Genomic DNA, 18,408 nt, shown 5'->3' with positions numbered 1-18,408 from the left:
ATTTATTATACCCAAAAGTGGCATATTTTCAATAACATGCCACTAAGTAAGGTTATTCTATTCCTCTAATTCTTTCCGTTACACTCTTCTTTGTAGAATTAGTAAATAAAATAGCTGGAGTAATTAAACATACTATAAAAATAACTATTATTACTGATATTATTTCTATTGCTGGGACGGTAAATACAGCATAGTCTGCAATTTTTATGGTTAAAGTCCCAACTCCATAAATAACAGCCATTCCTACTGTTAATATTAAGATAGTAGTTATTCCTGCATAATAAAGCCCCTCAAAGGTAAGCATCTTCTTGATTTGCTTTTTAGTCATTCCAATGCTCTCCATAATTGCAAGCTCTTTTAATCTTACATTTACTCCTGTTATCATTATATTTATGAAATTGAGTATTCCAATTAATATTAGTATTATGGAAATACCTCCACCTAAAACACTCATTACTATTTGAGATTTATTGAACTCTTCTGTTTTTTCACTTTTTGATTCAAACCAGAGGCCACGTTCACTACTCATTCTCTTTAATTCCATATTTATTTTAGGTTCATACTTTTCCTCTCCATCAATATATAAAATATAATTATTTGTAGCCTCATCAAGCTTTTCTAAAGCTGATGTACTCATATAAATAGTTGGAAGTCCAAGAGATGCTGGTAATCCTGGAGGTAAGAACTCTGTGTTATCTTTGAAAATTTGAACTGGATAGGTTTCTTCTTTTCCAGTCTTAGTATTTTTAATAGTTAAGTCACCCTTAATATTTTTATAGTTATCTCCATACGACCAAGATTCGATTAATATTAGTTCTCCTTTTTTAAAAGCTTCAATATCAAATTTTTCTTTAGCTTCCTTATGAATTCTTTCTATTAAATTATCATCTATTCCAATAATAGAACTAGAAAATAAGCTTTTATTCTTTTTAGCAGATTCTAAGAATTCCTTTAATTGTGCTTGTGATTGACCAAGTCTTTTATACATTTCATTAAATGCTGGTAATAATACGTCATCATTCATTTCTAATTGTAAAAAGGATGTTTTTGTTCCATAGACTGTATTTACACCTTTAATAGATTTTATTTTTTCTATAAAAATATCATCTATCTTCCCTTTTTCAGCCTTTATATTTTGTATTGTAAAATCCTGTTTAACATATTTGTTTATATAATTTTCTACCTTCACACTACCTAAAAAGGTACTTACACTTAGAAATGTTATAATCCCCATAAATAATGATAAGAACACTATTATAGCCCTTTTCTTTTCTCTAAAAATGTTATACCAAGCCATTTTATATAGTTTCCCACCATTAGTAGTCTTTCTCTCCTTCTTCTTTTTAATATTAGCTCCTGTGTATCTAAGTGCCTCTGCTTCCGATATATTACCTGCTATTTTAGCTGGTTTTCTACAGCTTAATATAACTGTTAATAAAGAAAATAAAGCTGCTGCTAAAAATATAAAAGGACTAAAAGAAACATCGGTTGGCATTGCTCCTGCCTCTGCTCCTGAAAATAATATTCTCATTGCCATTGGAACAATTCCAAAGGAAACTATTGCTCCTAAAATAAGACCTATTGGAATTCCCATTAAAGAAAGCCTTAAAGCTTGCCCTTTCACTATTTTTTTAATTTGTTTAGGTGATGTTCCTATAGTTTTTAGTAAGCCATAGAAATTTATGTCCTTATTAACAGCTATATATAAAACGTTGTAAATAAGAAGATATCCACTAAGAACTATAAATAATACAATCATTATAGCAACTCCAGCTGTTGCAATTGCTGTGTCCGATAAACTATCTGTTATATCATAATTAAAAGAAAACTCCTGCTGACCAATTAATTTAACTTCTTTTTTTAATATTTTTGGTGCTGCATCTTTACTGCTTTCTTTTAAAGTAATAAGCAGGTTTCCATCTTTTTCTAAAGATAGTCCATTTTCCTTTATAAACTTTTCTGAAACCAATAAATAACCAGTATCTTGAACTATGTCATAAGTTGTATATATTCCACTTAATATAAATGCTTTATTTACAACTTTTCCATCTATTCGGGCTGGAAATTCTATTTTATCCCCTATCTTAGCATCACTTTTTCCTAAAAACTCTAAGGCCCTTCTTGATGCCATAACCTCACTTTCTTCTGTTGGATATTTACCTTTAATATTGCTTATAGCTGGTTTGCTTTGCTTTTCAAAATTATCTAAACTGCTATTCTTTATAATAATCTTTGTTCTGTTTTTAGTTAAACTATCTAAGTCAACTCTTCCAGCACTAATTTCATAGCCAATATCTGTAGCTAAATTTAAATCTTTAATTTTATTTATTTGAGTCTCAGTTGGTTTTCCTAAAGCTACACTGGCTGTGGTTCCTTGGATTCTTAAATTCATAGTTTTATAATTCTTAATAAAACTAATACCTATACTAAATACAGAGGAAATCATAAATGTTGTTAGAATAATTGCAAGTATTGCAAATATATTTCTAATTTTATTAGTTTTTAAAGAACGGTTAGTTATTCTTTTAATAACTTCCTTATTATTATTTTCAAACTTCATTATTTTTCACCACCTATAACTGTAACCTTTCCATCTTCGATTCTTATTATCTTATCTGCAAGCTGAGCTATTTCTTCATTATGAGTAATCATAACCATAGTTTGATTGAATTTTTTACTAGTTGTTTTTAATAAACCTATTACATCCATACTAGTTCTACTATCTAGATTTCCTGTTGGTTCATCTGCTAAAATCAAACTAGGTTTTGTAGCTAATGCCCTTGCTATTGCTACTCTTTGTTGTTGACCTCCTGAAAGATTATTAGGCATACTATTTAGCTTTTCTTTTAAGCCTAAAGTGTTAATTACTGAATCAACATACTCTTTATCTACCTTGACTCCATCTAGCTCTATTGGTAAAACTATATTTTCATAAACATTTAATATAGGAACAAGGTTATAGTTTTGAAATATAAATCCTATATTTCTTCTTCTAAAAATAGTTAGTTCTTCATCATTCATATTGCCAATATTTTTATTTGATATAATTGTTTCTCCACTAGTTGGCTTGTCAAGTCCACCTAACATATTTAATAGAGTTGATTTTCCACTTCCTGAAGTTCCTATTATCGCAACAAACTCCCCTTCATTTACTTCAATGCTAACATCATTTAAAGCCTTAATTATAGTAGGTTCTTGACCGTATATTTTTACTAGATTTTCCGTCTTTAATACATTCATATCTTCACCCCAAAATTTATTTTATTTGCTATACTTTATATCTTACCAATAACTTCTTACAATCTTCTGACATAACTTAGCAAACAAAATTTCCTAAAAACAAAACTTCCTAAAATTTATAGGAAGTTTTGTTTTTACATTCATTATTCTAAACTTTACTTAGAATTTAAGGTCTTTCTTTTAGTTACATCAACTGCCAATTATAGATATAACCTGTCCAGTTTATCTGATTTTTTTATTAATTCTCAAACTTTATTATTACGGAGTTTACGAAAATTACCTACTAGCTTTTATAAAATAGTTATTATAATAATCCATTAGCTTTTCGGCTTCGTTACCATAAAAACAAAAATTTTCAACATCCGATTTATCAACCCATCGAATTTGTTCTATTTCAGAATTATATTGTATTTTTTCGTTTATCTTACCAGTATATACAATTAGAACATACCTATTATCTTGGTTAATAATATAAACTTTAAATAGTTCCAAATTATCTATATTACAATTAAGTTCCTCCATTGTTTCCCTACGAATACACTCTTCTGGTGTTTCATCATTCTCTAATGCCCCTCCGACAGTTTCCCACAAAAGCGGAAATCTCTTTTTAGACTTGCCTCTTTGAGCAATTAAAACCTTATTATCATTATCGTGAATTATTACTGAACAACCTATGTATGTATCCATTCCAATCCTCCTTTTAATTCGCATTTTTCTACAAATGTGAATTACCTTTTATACTTATATAGGTAAACATCACTAACTGCGCGAGAAAATTCCAGGTCTTGCACTTATATATAGCGTTTAAAACCCACTAATCCATTTATGATTTAATTTCTAATATATGAATTATGCAACTTAATCGCAATCATAGATTACATTAGTTTGTGATATAAAGTGAGTACCTATTACGCAAGTACTCCCTCTCTCTAAACACTTCATAAATTGAACCAGATAAAATAAAACCAAGGTTCTCTGCAAGATGGATTGAACTTTGATTCTCAATATAAATACATACATTTGCATCTTTTATGTTCATAGAGCCCATAGCGATTGCGATGATTTCTTTCATTGCTTCTTTCATATAACCATTTCCACATAATATATCTTTATGGTGGCTCATGTTTTTCTCAAATCGGTCTTTTAATGCTTTGAGTAGTTCTTCACGTTGTTCTTGTGACAACTCCCTTTTTCGTGTTGCATAATGAAACCTCCTCATAATTAAGTTTTTATACCATCTGATTCCCGCATGGTCAAAGGCAAGCTTCAAATGATATGGATTCGATTCTTGTACTTTTATCTAATATCCTTCATTTTTAAGGTTTGATACAATCTCTACATACTTTTCTATTACATCAAATCCCTTATAATCATCTCTTCTTAAATCAATAATGTCTCCATGAGAGATTCCACGCCTATTCTTACTTTTAAGCACACCTTTAAATTCTCCCCATTTAGCAGAATTAATAGATACTAAGCCATCATTTTCTCCTTCTGTTATCTTTACTAAAATATAAGGGATAGTCACTACATAATCACTAAACATATTCTTTACTACTGTCGCATAGCTTTGATAATACACACCATCTACGTCTTTTACCTCTTCATTAAACTTTTTACTATGATGAGTTGTAAATTGACTACTTGCAGTATAAAAGTCAGGGTTTTTATCACCCAAGACCCTATAGTATTTATCAAATATTTTTGCAATACCCTTATAAAGCTTATCAGGCATATTACAGGCAACATCAACGAACTTACATCCTCTATGAGGGGATGACACCATTGTTAGAGAAGCAACATAGTTTCCCATATCTAACTTACTAATCATGTAACGTGCATCGAGTCCTCCTTTCGAATGTGCAATAATATTTACCTTTTCGGCTCCTGTCACTTTAATGATTTCAAGTATCTTTTCTTTAATATCCAAAGCATTATACTCCACTGTTCCCCAAGCTTCCTGATTTCCGTAATAAACTGTTGATCCATTACGAATCAATTCCTTAGGTATTCTTCCCCAATAATTAATGTATTTTAAATCTCTAAATCCAACACCGTGAACTAGTACAAGAGGATATTTTGTTTTACATACCTCTGAATCAACACGTGCCTCATTATTAATTACCTTATAACACTCATGATCATATTCTATTTTTGCAATATGGCAAGCATACAACATTATAAAAATATTTATAATTGGAATAAAGACCATAACGGCTACAATGTAACGTTTTACTATGCTTAATCTTCGTGAAGTGCATAGGATTCGTAACATTCCATTTGTAAGTAAAGTAATAGTAGTCAACACCATAATAATAGTGTCTATTACAAATATGTTTTTAGGAATAACAATGCCTCGCATTATTTTAAACCCAATTAAGTAAATTAAGACTTGAATAAATGCTACATACAGACCATAGAGAACAAGACGTTTGCCACCTATCATTACCTTTAGTCTAATGTTAACAATTTGCTTTTTAGTATTTGGAGCTATGTTTACTTTTAACCAAATATAAAAAACAAAAAGAATTATTTGGATTAAAATAATCCATTTGCATATAACTTGATCTTGTCCAAATTTAGTGTGCTCGATAAAAAAATACCCTAATAAAAAAACATGAGGTGCAAAAATTAAATATATGCTCATGAACTTTTTATTGAGTATGTGTACCTTATTACTAATATCTAAGCATATAATGCTAATTATTAGTATTGCTAAGACAAATATCGTTATAAATAATACCATTTAAGCCACCTTTAGTCCATTATTTTGTTAATTAATAACTTTATTTACTATATATTTATATTATACCATTAAACTAACAGTCTAATTTCTCAATCAAGCAAAATATTGAACTAAAAGGTGTTCACTTTATTGTAAGATTCATTTTCTTTCATTATATCTGTTGAACTCACTTGTACTTATTAAAGCTAAGGTTGAGTTTCTAGCAGTTACGGGAACAAGAACTGTCTTAGCTAAATTTAATTTTGGGGTATATTGAATTTTTGTTAATTAATAAAAATGTATTTTTTTATGTATTTGTTTTTGTTTTTACAAAAAATAGGGCTTATTTATATAATAAGCATTATAAATGTGTATTATATAAATAAGTCCATGGAACTAGTAATAAATCTTATACTATTTTCTGCTTATTTCTTTGTATTTTTCTTGCTTTTCTGCAATCTGGGCATCTTTTAGGTTCATTTTCGAATCCTTTTTCTTTATAAAATTCTTGTTCACCCTCTGTAAATATGAATTCTTTACCGCAATTACTACAAACTAAAGTCTTATCTGCCATTATAAAATTGCCTCCAATTTAATTATGTTAACCCTGTTATATATTATGTCATACGGCAACATTTCGTACCATAAACAACCACAAAAGTTATTAACATTCTATACAATCTGATGCATGATATTTAAGCTTCTAACCAGGTATAATAGATCATAGGTATATTACTTGTAATATTGTCAAGACTAAAGTCCAATTCTCATAAAGCCTACTGTGAAAGGTAAATGTTTATACTTTCTTGTACCTGTATGTATAAAGCCTAAACTGCTGTACCAATTCCTTAATTTTATGTTTTCTTCAATTAATCCAATAGTCATTTTATTACTTCCCATTTCCCTGGCTTTATGCAATGCAAAAATGATCATTTCTTTGCCATAACCTTTATGACGATATTCTACCAATATAGCAAGATTATTCAGTTCAAAACTCCCACCATTATTCTTGCTAAGCGAAAAATAACCTACTATTACACAATTATCAAGATAAGCAAACATTAATCGACCTCCATCATACTGCTTATATAATTTTTCGGCCTTCATAAAACTTGCATTTCCAGGGCAATTCTCTTTTGTAAGATTAAATTGTTGTGCTATAGTTTCAAAACTTTTTCTAATTACTTCTACACACACTTTAATCTCACCTCTTTCTATCTGCCTTATCATTTTTATCGGCTCCTTAAAACACATTACTTGTTATAAAACGTTATCTCTACATAATTCAACAAACATTCACAAGTTTCCTTTATATTTTATAGAAAAAAATCAGAAACTTCCCTATATATTACTAAGAGATTTCGCCTTAAATGATATGTAATAAAACACTCTAATTATAAATTTAATAGATATTTTTTTACACATATTTTAATATTATAGGTCATAGTAATATGTTTATTCATATATTAATCATGATGGGGTGGTATTATATGAATATTTATAGCAGTATAAAATTCGCTGATATTGTATTTGAGGGTGGTGGTGTAAAGGGTATTGGTCTTGTCGGGGCATTAAAACCATTTGAACAAAAAGGATATCACTGGAAAAATATTTGCGGGAATTCTGCGGGGTCCATTGTAGCTGCATTAGTTGCAGTCGGCTACTCAAGTGATGAGATAAAAAAATTAATGATAGATCTAGATTATACAAAAATTGCCGATAAAAATGATTCTATCATGCCTTTTTTCTCTAATGCTCACAATTTGCTTTTTAAAAAGGGTCTTTTTAAAGGAGATTATATAAAAAACTGGATTGATGATGCTCTTTCAAATAAACTTAAACTACACAGTAAAAAAAAAGTAACTTTTGGAGATTTGATAATTCCAGATGAGAAAGGTATTCTTTTAAACAATATAAAGTATAAAAGAAAATATAAACTGCACATTATAGCAACGGACATAAGCCGCGGAAAGATGATAATATTACCTGAAGATATTGCTGAATACGGAATAAATCCTGATGAGTTTGAGGTAGGTTTGGCAATTAGAATGAGCATATCTATTCCATACTTTTTCCAGCCTGTAAAGTTATTTAAAAAAAATTCTAATAGAAAATCTCTAATTGTTGATGGTGGAGTTTTAAGCAATTATCCAGTTTGGATTTTTGATGTAAATGGTATACCAGACTGGCCGACCATTGGTTTTAAACTTGGAGGGAATAAAGAAATACGAGAACATAAAATTACAAATATTTTAAACTTCACTAGCTCAATAATTGAGACTATGCTAGAAGCACAAGATGATATTCATATAAGCGAGATGGATTTTTTACGAACAGTAAAAATCGATACCCTTGATATTAAAACTACAGATTTTAATATAGAAAGTAAAAAAATAATTGATTTATATAATTCCGGTGAAGCTTGTGCTAGGAGTTTTCTCCAGAACTTCGAAAGCGACTTTAAAAAGCATAGAATTATGAGAGTTAATTCTCTTAATAATAGAACTTTTAAACGTATTTGTGATAGTTTTACATCAAATGGCATTTGTTAAATTTCTCTCTTAAGATTTTTAGAATTTAATTTGTAACAAAACCCATTTACTTTTAAAAATATCATAAAAAAACGTAACAAGCAAAAATTCACTTGGTACGTTTTTTATTTTAAATCCCTATTGTTAAATGTATAAATCAAATTTTACATTTCTTTTTTTATACCGCGACTTATTGTGTTTTCATAATCTATAAATTCATATACATCTTCTTCAAATAAATCACTAAAACTTTTAAGTTCATCTAAATTTAATTCTTCAATTGCCTTATTTTTTTTCTCACATGTAATAACAATATTTCCTATAACAGAGTGAGCATCTCTAAATGCCATCCCCTTATTAACAAGATAATCTGCAGCTTCCGTAGCATTTAAAAAACCTCTTTTAACTGCATTATGCATATTATCTTTTTTAATTTTTAAAGTTCCTAACATTTCATTCATAATTTTTATACATTTTAATACTGTATCAACAGCATCAAAGAAAGGTTCTTTATCTTCTTGCATATCTTTATTATAGGCAAGTGGGATTCCCTTCATAGTTGTAAGGAGACTCATTAAATCGCCGTACACTCTTCCAGTTTTTCCTCTTATTAATTCTGCTGCATCTGGGTTTCTTTTTTGAGGCATTATGCTACTACCTGTGGAGAACTCATCACTAATTTCAATGAAATTAAATTCTTTAGTACTCCATAAAATCAATTCCTCACTAAGTCTACTAAAATGCATCATTATTATAGAAAATGCAGATAGAAGTTCTAATAAATAATCTCTATCACTTACTCCATCCATAAAATTATCTACAGGCTTTTTAAACTCTAACTCTTTTGTTGTAAATTCTCTGTCAGTATCATACGTTGTTCCAGCAAGAGCACAACATCCAAGAGGATTTTCATCCATAATTTCAATAGCACTAGTAAGCCTTTTCTTATCTCGACTAAGCATACTGTAATATGCCATTATATGTTGCTTAAATGTTACTACCTGGGCTCTTTGCATATGTGTATACCCTGGCATTATAACAGCATTTTCATTTCCTAATATTTTAATTGTTCCTAAAATTATATCTAAATTATCAATAACATCCAAAGCCTTATATTTTGAATATAACCTCATATCTACTGCAACTTGGTCATTTCTGCTTCTTGCTGTATGGAGTTTCTTACCTACTTCACCTACGGTTTTAATAAGGTTTATTTCCATAAAGCTATGAATATCTTCATAATCGCCTTCGATTTTTAATTTACCTTCTTTAATGTCAGACATTATAGAATTTAAACCGTTAACTATAGTTTTACTTTCCTCATTTGTTAAAATGTTGCATTTTGCAAGCATTTTAACATGAGCAATACTTCCAATAATATCTTCATAATACAATTTTTTATCAAAGCTAAGAGAACTATTAAAGTCCTCCATAAGCTTACTTTCTTTACTCAAAAATCTTCCGCCCCAAAGTTTCATATTGTCACCCACTTTACCTTTTGTATATTTTGTAATTTTTATTTACAATTATTTAAAATTATTTAAAATTATTTAAATGTTTATATGCTTTTATTTTACTTGGTAATGAGAATAAGTTAATAAATCCTTCTGCATCTTTATGATCATATAATACGCTAGCTCCAAATGAAGAGATACTTGCATCGTATAGTGCATTAGGAGATTCTTTACTTGCTACCATAATATTTCCTTTATAAAGCTTCAATGTAACAGATCCTGTTACAGTTTCTTGAGTTTTATCTACAAAGGCATCAAGAGCTTCTCTCATTGTAGTAAACCAAAGCCCATCATAAACAAGTTCTCCGTATTTTTGTGATACTTGGTATTTATAGTGAAGAGTATCTTTATCTATAGTTATTTCCTCTAGTTCCTTATGAGCTGCATAAAGAACAGTACCACCTGGTGTTTCATATATTCCTCTTGATTTCATTCCAACAAGTCTATTCTCTACTAAATCTACAATTCCTATTCCATTTTCTCCACCAATTTTATTTAATATCTTAACGATATCTATTGGTTCAAGCTCAACTCCATTAACTTTTGTAGCAATTCCCTTTTCAAAATATATTTCTACAAGAGTAGGTTCATCTGGAGCTTGTTCTGGAGGCGTAACCATAAGGTACATTTCTCTTTTGTGATCATTTTTAAAATCTTCAATATCTCCGCCTTCGTGACTTGCATGCCATAAATTTTGATCAACTGAATATATTTTTTCCTTACTAACATTTATTTCTATACCTCTAGCATTAGCATAATCTATAGCATCTTCTCTTGAAGTTATATCCCAAATTCTCCAAGGCGCAATAATCTTAATAGACGGATCTATAGCTGCTATTGCAACTTCAAATCTAACTTGATCATTTCCCTTACCAGTACATCCGTGACATATATATTTTGCCCCTTCTTTATGTGCAATTTCTACAAGCTTTTTAGCTATTAATGGTCTTGCATAAGCTGTACCTAATAAATACTTTCCTTCATAGGTAGCATTTGCTTTAACACCTTTAAATACGTACTCTTTGATGAACTGCGCTGTTAAGTTCTCAATATATATTTTCACAGCTCCTGAACTCATAGCCTTTTTCTCAATTGCTTTCATATCATCCTCTTGTCCAACGTTAATACATGCTGCTACAACATCCATATCATAGTTTTCTTTAAGCCAAGCTATTATTATAGAAGTATCTAATCCTCCTGAATATGCTAAAACAACTTTTTCTTTCATTTTAATTTCCCCTTTCAATTTTGTTTTGTACTAATATCAACCTATTAATTACTTTGAATAATCATGCTTACTAATTTGTAATTAAATATATATGAATATTAAGCTTTACCCTAAAGCACCTTATTCAAAAATTCTCTAGTTCGCCGCTCTTTAGGAGCCATAAACAATTCTTCTGGCGTTCCCTCTTCTACTATTTTTCCTCCGTCCATGAAAATTACTCTATCTGCTACATCTTTTGCAAATCCCATCTCATGGGTTACAACAACCATTGTCATGCCTTCTTTTGCAAGATCTTTCATTACTCCTAGAACCTCTCCAACGAGTTCCGGGTCTAGTGAAGAGGTTGGTTCATCAAATAGCATTATGTCAGGTCTCATAGCGAGGGACCTTGCTATAGCTACTCTTTGTTTTTGACCTCCTGATAACTTTGACGGGTATTCATCTATCTTTTCTTTAAGGCCAACCTTTTCAATAATTATTTTTGCTCTTTTTAGCACTTCTTCTCTTTCTTCATGTTTAACTGTAATTGGAGCTTCAACTACATTTTGCATTACAGTCATATGATGAAATAAGTTAAAGTTTTGAAATACCATACCTACTTTTTCAATGGTATTTCTCATATGCTTTTTATTTTTAACATCTAATTTTTCTCCCTCAATAAAAACCTCACCATCATTGGGTACTTCAAGATGATTTAAACACCTTAAAAATGTGCTTTTTCCTGAACCAGAAGGACCTATTATAACTAACACTTCTCCTTTTTCAACAGTTATATTTAAACCTTCAAACACTGTTAGTTTACCAAATTTTTTAGTTAAGTTTTTAGTCTCAATCATATACATCCTATATCACCTCTGCTAATATACTGACAGTTTTTTTTCGTAATGTGAAAATACTGTCGTAAAAATTGTTGTCATTAAAAGATACAAACATCCTGCTATAAAGAAAGATTCCATTGGTCTAAATGTTGATGCAGATAAAATCTGTGCTTTTCTCATAACTTCCGACATAGTAATGGTTGACACCAATGAAGTATCTTTAAGCATTGTTATAAACTCATTACCAACTGATGGAATAATTATCTTGAAAGTTTGTGGTAATACCACTCTTTTCATAGTATCTATATAGGTAAATCCTAAGGATCTACAAGCTTCAAATTGCCCCTTATCCACCGATAGTATTCCACCTCTTATTATTTCTGCCATATATGCTCCTGAATTTAAACTAAGTCCTATTATTGCCGTTTGAAAGGGTGAAAGCTGAACACCTACAAATGGTAATACATAATAAAAAGCAAATAATTGAAGAAGCATAGGCGTTCCCCTAAATATCCAGGTGTAAAACCCTGCTACACAAGCCAGCAATTTATTTTTAGATAGTTTCATTAATGCTGTAACTATCCCTATTAAAGTTCCGATTACTACTGATATTATAGTTAGTTCTATTGTAAGTAAACTTCCTTGCAATAACACAGGAAACATTTCTTTTAAAATACTTATATCCATTCTTGACCTCCCAATTTCCCTAAATCAAATAACAATTATTAATAGTTATTCTCATAACTATTTCTTATATGCGTCAAATCCGAACCATTTTTGAGAAATCTTAGAAAGGGTTCCATCGGCTTTTAGTTCATTAAGTGCCTTTTGTATTGCTTCTTGTAATTCCTTATCTTGTTTTTTAAATCCAATTCCAATAGGTTCTTTACTAATTTGTTCATTTAAAACTTTAAATTGACCAGGCTTCTTGGCTACATAATATTGGCCAACTTGAGCATCCATAACTACTGCATCTACTCTTCCAATTGATAAGTCCTGGTATGCATCCGTAATTTTGTCATACCTTTTGACTTCCTTAAGTCCTTTCATCGCTGTTGCTGCAGTATCACCTGTAGAACCTAACTGACAAGATACTATTTTGCCTTTTAAATCAGCTATTTTTGTTATTTTCGTATTTCCTTGTTTTATAATAGCAACTTGACCACCCATCACATAAGAGTCTGAAAAATTTATACTCTTTTTTCTAGCATCTGTAATACTCATAGCTGAAATTATAACATTAAATTTTGATGATCCAAGAGCCAAAACCATTCCATTAAAATCATTAGTAATATATTCTGTCTTTACTCCTAATTTCTTTCCCACTGCATCTCCTAAATCCACATCAAAACCAACTAACTTATTTTTAGAATCTCTAAATTCCATTGGAGGATAAGAATCATCTAGTCCTACCGTAAGTTTACCTGATGCCTTAACTGCTTCTAATGAATTAACCTTTGCTTGTTTCTGACCACAACCGACAAGTAATACACTCGCCATAGTAACTATTAGTATTATCGACATGAATTTTTTCAATTTAGCATTCCCCCATTTATAATATAATAACATTATGAATATTTATACATTTAATTGTATACTGAATATTCTATTTATATTTTCTTTATTTACTGCCGGTTAAACCAATGTTATTGGTTTAACTGGCTTTCTTTTATTTATTATATATTACTTTTAATAATAATGCAATGTGTTTTACTAATGTTTATTCATTATATGTGATAATTATGCACGATATATTATGAAAACTTTTTCAAACTAGGCTATTTAATGATTTTCACAAAAAAAATAAAAATGCCATTAGCTTTATAACAAGCCAATGGCATTTTTATTTTTTATAAAACAGTTAATCAGCCATATTGAATACTTCTAAATCTTCACTTCTAATATTTTTCTTCATAATCTCTACTAATGCTTTTGCAGTGTCCAGTGATGTTAGTACGCCTAAAGAACTTTCAATTGCTGTTCTTCTAATTCTAAATCCATCTGTTTCTGAATCATTTCCTTTAGTAGGGGTATTTATCACTAAATCAACCTGTCTACCTTTAATTACATCAATAATATTAGGTATTCCTTCCGAAATCTTTTTAACCTCGGTTGCATCAATACCATTATCTCTTAATACCTTAGCTGTACCTTTTGTCGCTATAAATTTATAATTTAGTTCACTAAATCCCTTAGCTATATATAAGAATTCATCATAATCTAGTGGGTTTATTGTTGCAAGTATAACCCCGTTTTCTTTTTTAATCTTCATACCAGATGCAATAAAACCTTTATATAAAGCCTCATCAAAAGTTCTTCCTATTCCTAAAACCTCTCCAGTTGATCTCATTTCCGGTCCAAGACATACCTCAACCTCTGGAAGTTTTTGAGTCGAAAATACTGGTACCTTAACGGACACTAATTTAGGCTCCTTGTAAATTCCGAATCCATACCCAAAATCTTTTAATTTTTCTCCAAGCATTACCCTTGTAGCAAGATCTACTATTGGGACTTTACTAACCTTACTTATGTATGGAACTGTACGGCTAGCCCTTGGATTAACCTCTATTATATAAAGTTCATCTTTGAATTCTATAAATTGAATATTAACCATACCTATAACTTCAAGGCCTATTGCTATTTTTTTTGTATATTCTAATATTTTATCTTTTATTGCATTCGATATATTTTGGCTTGGATATATTGTAATACTATCTCCAGAATGAACCCCTGCTCTCTCTAGATGTTCCATAATTCCTGGAATTAATATTTCTTCACCATCACAGATAGCATCAACTTCTATTTCTCTACCTAATAAATACCTATCAATTAAGACAGGATTTTTCTTATCCTTTTCAAATGCATTCTTTAAATAATGTCTTAGTTCCTTTTCTTCATAAGTGATTTCCATTCCCTGTCCACCTAATACATAAGATGGTCTAACTAAAACCGGGTATCCTATATTTTCAGCCTCACATAATCCATCTTTTATATTCCAAACTGCCTTTCCTTTGGGTCTGTTTATATTTAATTTTTCTAGTAATGCATCAAATTTCTCTCTGTCCTCTGCTGCATCTATTTGATCGGGTTTAGTTCCGTATATAGGTATCTTTTTTTCACTTAAGAACTGAGCAAGTTTAATAGCTGTTTGACCTCCAAATTGAAGTATAACTCCATCTGGTTTTTCTTTTTCAACAATATTAAATACTTCTTCCTCTGTTAGTGGTTCAAAATATAATTTATCTGAAATATTAAAATCTGTGCTTACAGTTTCGGGGTTATTATTTACTATAATAGTTTCAATTCCTAGTTTTTTAAGGGCAATTACACTATGAACAGATGCATAATCGAACTCAATGCCCTGGCCTATCCTAATGGGACCTGATCCTATTACCATAACCTTTTTCCTATTGCTTACTTCAACCTCATCATATTCATCATAAGTTGAAAAATAATATGGTGATAATGCTTCAAATTCTCCACCACATGTATCTACCATCTTATATACAGGTTTAATATCCAATGTGTTTCTAAGTTCATAAATTTCATTTGGGTATGTGCCTAATAAATCTGCTATTCCTTTATCAGAAAATCCTTTTTTCTTTAGTAGGTATAACCATTCTTTATTCATATCCTTTAGTGTAGATTTTTTTATCTTTTCTTCTTCATCTACTATCCATTTGATTTTATTTACAAAGAAATTATCTATTCCTGTAATTTCCGAAATCTTTTGGGCTCTATAATCACGACGGAGCATCTCAGCTAAATAGAATATTCGTTCATCATCAGCAGCCATTACTCTTTTCTTCAATTCGTTTAAGCTTTTCTCTGCCAATGAATCATATTGCATTGAATATTGCCCAATTTCTAGAGACCTAATCCCTTTTAATAGTGCTGCTTCAAAGTTACTCCCAATTGCCATTATTTCGCCAGTTGCCATCATTTTTGTACCAAGTACCCTATTTGCCTCATCGAATTTATCAAAAGGCCACCTAGGAATTTTAACAACTACATAATCGAGGCTTGGTTCAAAACATGCGTAAGTTTTTTGTGTTACTGCATTTTTAATTTCATCTAGTGCATATCCTAATGCTATTTTCGTTGCTACCTTTGCAATAGGATATCCAGTAGCCTTTGAAGCTAGTGCTGAAGATCTACTTACCCTTGGATTAATTTCTATGACCGCATACTCAAAGCTTTTTGGATCCAGTGCAAGTTGAACATTACAACCACCTTCAATACCTACACTATTTATAATATCTATAGATGCACTTCTAAGCATTTGGTACTCTTTATCAGATAGTGTTTGACTTGGTGCTACAACAATACTATCTCCAGTATGTATTCCAACAGGATCTATATTTTCCATATTACATATGGTAATGCAATTGCCTAAGCTATCCCTCATAACTTCATACTCTATTTCTTTCCAGCCTTTAATGCTCTTTTCTAAAAGGACTTGCCCTATAGAACTTAATTGTAATCCTAACTCTAGAATTTCAATTAGTTCCTCCTCAGTTTCAGCAATTCCACCTCCACTACCGCCCATAGTATATGCGGGTCTTACAATTACAGGATAACCTATTTCACTTGCAAACCTTACTCCAGAGGCTACATCTGTAGCAATTTCACTTTCTACAACCGGTTGATTAATTTCTTGCATCAAATTTCTAAAAAGTTCTCTATCTTCACCTTTTTTTATTGCCTCTATAGAGGTTCCGATTACTTTTACATTATATTTATCCAAAATCCCTTTATCTGCTAATTCTACAGCTAAATTTAACCCTGTTTGACCTCCCATACCAGCAAGTAAACTATCCGGTCTTTCCTTTGCAATAACCTTTTCTAAAAATTCTATAGTTAAAGGCTCTATATAAACAATGCCCGCAATTTCTTTATCTGTCATTATTGTTGCTGGATTGCTGTTTACAAGTACTACTTCTACGCCTTCTTCCTCTAATGCTTGACAAGCCTGTGTTCCAGAATAATCGAACTCCGCAGCTTGACCTATTATTATTGGACCTGATCCAACTACTAATACTTTTTTAATGTTTTTATCTAATGGCATATGAATTCCCCCTGTATAATCTGTTATTATCTTTTTTATGTATTTTATCTTATAAAAATGGTTGTTTAAATTATTCTATATAAATGAAAGAAATTTATCAAAAATCACATCTATATCCCTTGGTCCAGGGCAGGCTTCCGGATGAAACTGAACGCTAAATATCGGAAGACTTTTATGTCTCATTCCCTCTATGGTTCCATCATTTACACTAACATGTGTAACCTTCATATTTTCAGGAAGTTTGCGTACATAATAACCATGGTTCTGTGATGTAATATAAACCTTATTCTCTTCTATATCTTTAACTGGATGATTACATCCTCTATGACCAAATTTAAGTTTTGCCGTTTCCCCACCAAGGGCTAATGCTAAAAGTTGATGTCCTAGACATATTCCTACTATAGGCTTTTTACCTATAATCTCTTTTATCATTTTAATAACATCTTGTAAATCTTTTGGGTCACCAGGTCCATTTGATAAAAACACCAAATCTGGGTTAACGTTTAATATTTGCTCCGCCGTAGTATCTGCTGGAAAAACTGTTAGTTTACAATTTCTTTTTTTAAACGACCTAAGTATGTTCTCTTTTATTCCAAAATCTACAATAGCTACATGTTGTCCACTACCCTCAATTGTATAACACTTCTTTGTTGTAACCTTCATTACTGCATTACTATTACTAAAATTCATAAGTTTTTGATCTATTTCATCTTTTGTAAGCTCTGTAGTCGCTATGATTCCTTTCATAGTTCCATTTTCTCTAAGTATTTTTGTTAATGCTCTTGTATCAATACCTTCAAGTCCTATTATTTTATTTTGTTTAAAATATCCTTCAAGATCCATTTCGCATCTCCAGTTACTAGGATAATCACATTTTTCTCTGACAATAAAACCTTTCACCTTGGGAGACTTTGATTCTACATCTTCTAAATTAATTCCGTAATTCCCGATAAGTGGATAAGTCATAGTTACTATTTGGCCATAATAAGATGGATCCGTTAAAATTTCTTCATATCCAGTCATACCTGTATTAAAAACCACTTCTCCAACACTTTCCTCTAAATATCCAAACAAATTACCTTCAAAGATTATTCCATTTTCTAAAATCAACTTACCTTTCATATTAAATCCTCCTTAAATTGCATAAAAGTACATATTATTCCAAGTATATTAATAAAGATAACAAAGCAACTATTAAAATAATCACTCTGTTATCTTTATTAATATGGTAAACGCATTTATTAATGAAATAAAAAATATACTTACAGCTTTATTGCACAAAGC

Annotated in this window: 15 protein-coding genes; 1 reads left to right on the top strand and 14 read right to left on the bottom strand. The window is 30.4% G+C overall.

Features of this window, described 5'->3' with window-relative positions:
* Positions 1–52: 52 nt before the first annotated feature.
* The 7 genes from A7L45_RS11040 to A7L45_RS11010 all read right to left on the bottom strand — a co-directional run bounded on the left by A7L45_RS11040 (position 53) and on the right by A7L45_RS11010 (position 7,195).
* The gene (locus A7L45_RS11040; RefSeq protein ID WP_071612822.1) at positions 53–2,560 is read right to left on the bottom strand and encodes an ABC transporter permease; all 2,508 of its coding nucleotides are present in this window, start codon (positions 2,558–2,560) and stop codon (positions 53–55) included.
* Positions 2,560–3,240 carry an ABC transporter ATP-binding protein gene (locus A7L45_RS11035; protein WP_071612821.1) on the bottom strand — a complete coding sequence of 227 codons (681 nt, stop codon included), beginning with the start codon at positions 3,238–3,240 and terminating at the stop codon, positions 2,560–2,562. Before A7L45_RS11035 ends, A7L45_RS11040 begins: the two co-directional genes overlap by 1 nt.
* Before the next feature lie 276 nt (positions 3,241–3,516).
* Positions 3,517–3,927: an NUDIX hydrolase gene (locus A7L45_RS11030; RefSeq protein WP_071612820.1), complete on the bottom strand. Its 411-nt coding sequence runs from the start codon at positions 3,925–3,927 to the stop codon at positions 3,517–3,519.
* Between the two features lie 193 nt (positions 3,928–4,120).
* Positions 4,121–4,510, bottom strand: a complete 390-nt coding sequence (locus tag A7L45_RS11025; RefSeq protein WP_207647729.1) for a GNAT family N-acetyltransferase — start codon at positions 4,508–4,510, stop codon at positions 4,121–4,123.
* Between the two features lie 30 nt (positions 4,511–4,540).
* Positions 4,541–5,986: a lipase family alpha/beta hydrolase gene (locus tag A7L45_RS11020; protein ID WP_071612818.1), complete on the bottom strand. Its 1,446-nt coding sequence runs from the start codon at positions 5,984–5,986 to the stop codon at positions 4,541–4,543.
* Between the two features lie 388 nt (positions 5,987–6,374).
* Complete coding sequence (locus tag A7L45_RS11015; RefSeq protein ID WP_071612817.1) at positions 6,375–6,539, bottom strand: zinc-ribbon domain-containing protein; 165 nt, start codon at positions 6,537–6,539, stop codon at positions 6,375–6,377.
* A gap of 179 nt (positions 6,540–6,718) precedes the next feature.
* On the bottom strand, positions 6,719–7,195 hold the full coding sequence (locus A7L45_RS11010) for a GNAT family N-acetyltransferase (RefSeq protein ID WP_071612816.1): 477 nt from the start codon (positions 7,193–7,195) through the stop codon (positions 6,719–6,721).
* 260 nt (positions 7,196–7,455) lie between these two features.
* Here A7L45_RS11010 and A7L45_RS11005 point away from each other — a divergent pair, with 260 nt between their 5' ends.
* On the top strand, positions 7,456–8,517 hold the full coding sequence (locus A7L45_RS11005) for a patatin-like phospholipase family protein (RefSeq protein WP_071612815.1): 1,062 nt from the start codon (positions 7,456–7,458) through the stop codon (positions 8,515–8,517).
* Positions 8,518–8,660: 143 nt separating this feature from the next.
* Here the strand turns inward: A7L45_RS11005 and argH are convergent, their stop codons facing one another.
* The 7 genes from argH to A7L45_RS10970 form a co-directional block, all read right to left on the bottom strand.
* On the bottom strand, positions 8,661–9,974 hold the full coding sequence (argH, locus tag A7L45_RS11000; protein ID WP_071612814.1) for an argininosuccinate lyase: 1,314 nt from the start codon (positions 9,972–9,974) through the stop codon (positions 8,661–8,663).
* Between the two features lie 58 nt (positions 9,975–10,032).
* Positions 10,033–11,238, bottom strand: coding sequence for an argininosuccinate synthase (locus A7L45_RS10995; RefSeq protein WP_071612813.1), 1,206 nt, complete (start codon positions 11,236–11,238; stop codon positions 10,033–10,035).
* A 110-nt stretch (positions 11,239–11,348) separates the two neighbouring features.
* Positions 11,349–12,080: an amino acid ABC transporter ATP-binding protein gene (locus tag A7L45_RS10990; RefSeq protein WP_071612812.1), complete on the bottom strand. Its 732-nt coding sequence runs from the start codon at positions 12,078–12,080 to the stop codon at positions 11,349–11,351.
* 15 nt (positions 12,081–12,095) lie between these two features.
* On the bottom strand, positions 12,096–12,743 hold the full coding sequence (locus A7L45_RS10985; protein ID WP_071612811.1) for an amino acid ABC transporter permease: 648 nt from the start codon (positions 12,741–12,743) through the stop codon (positions 12,096–12,098).
* A gap of 57 nt (positions 12,744–12,800) precedes the next feature.
* Entirely contained in the window at positions 12,801–13,592 is a 792-nt protein-coding gene (locus A7L45_RS10980; RefSeq protein ID WP_151554099.1) for an ABC transporter substrate-binding protein, read from the bottom strand.
* A gap of 325 nt (positions 13,593–13,917) precedes the next feature.
* Positions 13,918–17,124 carry a carbamoyl-phosphate synthase large subunit gene (gene carB, locus A7L45_RS10975; protein ID WP_071612809.1) on the bottom strand — a complete coding sequence of 1,069 codons (3,207 nt, stop codon included), beginning with the start codon at positions 17,122–17,124 and terminating at the stop codon, positions 13,918–13,920.
* Between the two features lie 75 nt (positions 17,125–17,199).
* Positions 17,200–18,246: a carbamoyl phosphate synthase small subunit gene (locus A7L45_RS10970; protein ID WP_071612808.1), complete on the bottom strand. Its 1,047-nt coding sequence runs from the start codon at positions 18,244–18,246 to the stop codon at positions 17,200–17,202.
* Positions 18,247–18,408 lie beyond the last annotated feature (162 nt).

It is taken from the genome of Clostridium estertheticum subsp. estertheticum (genome assembly GCF_001877035.1).
Lineage (GTDB): Bacteria > Bacillota > Clostridia > Clostridiales > Clostridiaceae > Clostridium_AD > Clostridium_AD estertheticum.
This window is presented reverse-complemented; position numbering and strand designations above follow the sequence as displayed.